General features: G+C 49.4%; 2 protein-coding genes. Both read right to left on the bottom strand.

The genetic code is table 11. The annotated features are described in order from the left end of the window. The coding region (locus VM802_RS07110) for a non-ribosomal peptide synthetase (RefSeq protein ID WP_325529127.1) at positions 1–2604 on the bottom strand (2604 nt) is incomplete at its 3' end. A gap of 32 nt (positions 2605–2636) precedes the next feature. After that, a partial coding sequence (locus VM802_RS07105) for a phosphopantetheine-binding protein (protein ID WP_325529126.1) occupies positions 2637–3097 on the bottom strand: 461 nt, incomplete at its 5' end.

Genomic DNA, 3097 nt, shown 5'->3' with positions numbered 1-3097 from the left:
CAGACGCAACTGCACATCCAGCACATAGGCTGCGCGGTTGTCCAGCGGACGGCCTATGGGAATGATACCACGGTCATCTACATGGAAAGTAAGCGAGAATGTCGTATTCTCCGTAGGGCCGTAACCGTTAATAACGCTGAGAGCCGGATAGGTTCTCCTGAGCTTGTTCACATGCTCGTCAGACAGCTTTTCACCTCCCGCCAGCACTGCTGAAAGCCCTTCAAATATGCTAATGTCCGTATCTATCAGCTGGTTGAACCAGCTGGCAGTGAACCACATTTTGGTGACGCCATGACGACGCATCTCTTCCTTCAGCAGGCCGCTGTCCAGCAGCCTATGCTCAGGACAGAGGATCAATGTACCGCCGTTGAGTAGCATCCCCCAATATTCAAATGTCGTAGCATCAAAGGATGGAGAACCCGTAGACAGCAGTATATCTGCTGCACTCAGTGATACATAGGTCACATTCTTCACGAGGCTCACCACGTTGCGATGGCTTACCAGCACCCCTTTCGGCCTGCCTGTAGAGCCCGAAGTGTAAATAATGTAAGCAAGGCTCTCTGCTGTGAGTATTGTATTTACAGGATTTTTTGCATGGGCATTTATCTCAGGCCAGTCATCATCCAACACAATTACCTGCACATGATCTGCAAGCTGCGGTAGTTTATGCTTACTATTGCTGTCTGCGATAATCAGGCTGGCCGCTGTATCGGACAACATAAAACTGATACGGTCTGCAGGATACTCCGGATCAACAGGCACGTAAGCCCCACCAGCCTTCAATATACCCAATACGGCTATCATTAACTCCAGGGATCTTCCCAGAAAAAGCGGGACCAGCGTGCCTGTACTCACTCCCTTTATATGCAGGTAATGAGCCAGTTGATTGGCTTGCTCATCGAGCGTTCTATAAGTCAGCGACTGCCCTTCATACACGATGGCTGTTTTATCCGGCGTACTTTCCACCTGCGTGGCAAATACTTCCGGGATAGTCGTAGTTTCTTTATATTCAGTAGCTGTATTAAATGTCTGCAACAGTGCTTCTTCAGCGTTCGTCAGTAACTGCAACCCGCTCACCGCTGCGGAAGGCTCAGCTACAATAGCTTTCAGCAACTGCACATAGTGGGTGATCATGCGTGCAATTGTTTCTTCCTGATAAAGATCCGTGCTGTATTCAATAGCTCCGCTGAGACCATCTTTTCCTTCAAACAAAGTAAGTGTAAGATCAAACTGCGCTTTTGTAAGTTCCACTTTTTCCGGCAGCAGCGTCAGGTCTTTGAGTTTCAGCGCCGGCGCTTCCGGAAGATTGAGCAATGCAAATACCACCTGAAACAATGGATTGCGACTTAGATCGCGCTCTTTAGAAACTGCGTCCACTATTTTTTCCAGTGGCACATCCTGGTGCTGATAAGCGCCCAGCGTAGTGTCTTTCACTTGTAACAGCAACGTTTCAAAGGAAGGATTACCCGTAAGATCACTGCGTAGGGCCAGTGTATTTACAAAAAATCCAACCAGGCCCTCCACTTCCTGCCTGTTCCTCCCCGCAGAAGGCGTGCCCACACAGATATCATCCTGGCCGGTATAGCGGTACAGCAGCACTTTGAAAGCGGTCAGCAATGTCATGAACAATGTAGCATCATAGCGGCGGGACAATGCGTGCAATACAACAGTCAGTTCTTTGTCGATGCTGAAATGGCTGATAGCTCCGTCTGCACTCAATACAGCCGGCCGTTGATAATCGGCAGGAAGGTGTAATGCCGCCACGCCGCCGAGCTTCTGCTTCCAGTATTCCATATGCTGCTGCATAGCAGGCGATGTAAACTGTTCTCGCTGCCAGACCGCAAAATCAGCATACTGTATATCGAGTGGTGGCAACGTGGCTTCCCGTCCTTCGGTTACCGCATCATAAAATTCGACGAGTTCTTTTACAATGATACCGCCAGACCATCCATCTGATGCAATGTGGTGCATCACAACTGTCAGCACATATTCTTCGGCGTCCAGTACAAACAATGTTGCGCGCAACATATAATCGGTAGATAGGTTGAACGGCGCCTCTATCTGTTCTCTGATGCCAACTCGCAGGGCCCTTTCATCTTTGCGGAAGATGGAATCATCTACTACGTTCAGTTTCCAGCCGCCACGGGGCTTTACCTCCTGATACGCTTTCCCGTCTTCGCCGGCGATCACCGTGCGCAGTACCTCATGACGGTCAACAATGGCTCCCAATGCGGCATCCAGGGCACTTACCTGAAGCCGGCCCCGAAGGCGCAATACTGTTGGTATATGATATTGTGTACTGCCTTCCAGCTGATCAATAAACCACAGGCGTTCCTGGCTTGAAGAAAGTGGCAGGCGCATATCGCCATTCCTAGGCGCAGGCCGGATCGGGTCCGCATTTGCAAGTATAGCAGCGCCGTGCTTTCTGAAGTAGGCTATCAGGTGTTCTTTCTTCAGCTTCAACTCATCCAGCAAACTACTGTCCACCGTCTGGTCCTTACGCACTTTTATCTTCAGCCTGTCATCATCCAGGGTTATCCTGATGCCAACATCATTCGCCTTGTTTATTAATTCTACAATATCGATCAGATTAAAATTTGACATACTTAACAGTTTATTTTTTGCGGTACTGATTTTTATAGTTCAATAGTTTCAGCATCCTCATCATCGAAGTCATCCTGCCGGATCTTTATGTATTTCGCCAGCGCAGCAACGGTCGTAAGCTCAAACAATGTTCTGACAGCTACTTCCACGCCCAGCGCTTTTCGTATAGCCGAGATCATGCGCATCACCTGCAGGGAATGCCCGCCCAGTTCAAAGAAGTTATCATTAACGCCTACACGCTGTACATCAAGCAGCTCCTCCCAGATGACTGCCAGTGCGGATTCTGTTTCATTCCGGGGTGCGATATACTCATTCGCAGACAACAGGTCCGCATCTGGTTCCGGCAGGGATCTCTTGTCTATCTTACCATTGCTGTTCAGCGGCAGCTCATCCATTACCACCCACCAGCCAGGAACCATATATTCAGGCAAACGTGTCTTCAGGTAAGTGATAAGGACGTCGCGGTCGAAGCTCGCTACTGGAACTACATAGC

It is taken from the genome of Chitinophaga sp., from assembly GCF_035538455.1.
Taxonomy (GTDB): Bacteria; Bacteroidota; Bacteroidia; order Chitinophagales; family Chitinophagaceae; genus Chitinophaga.
Note: the sequence above shows the minus strand (reverse complement) of the source record. Positions and strands in the feature narration are given on the sequence as shown.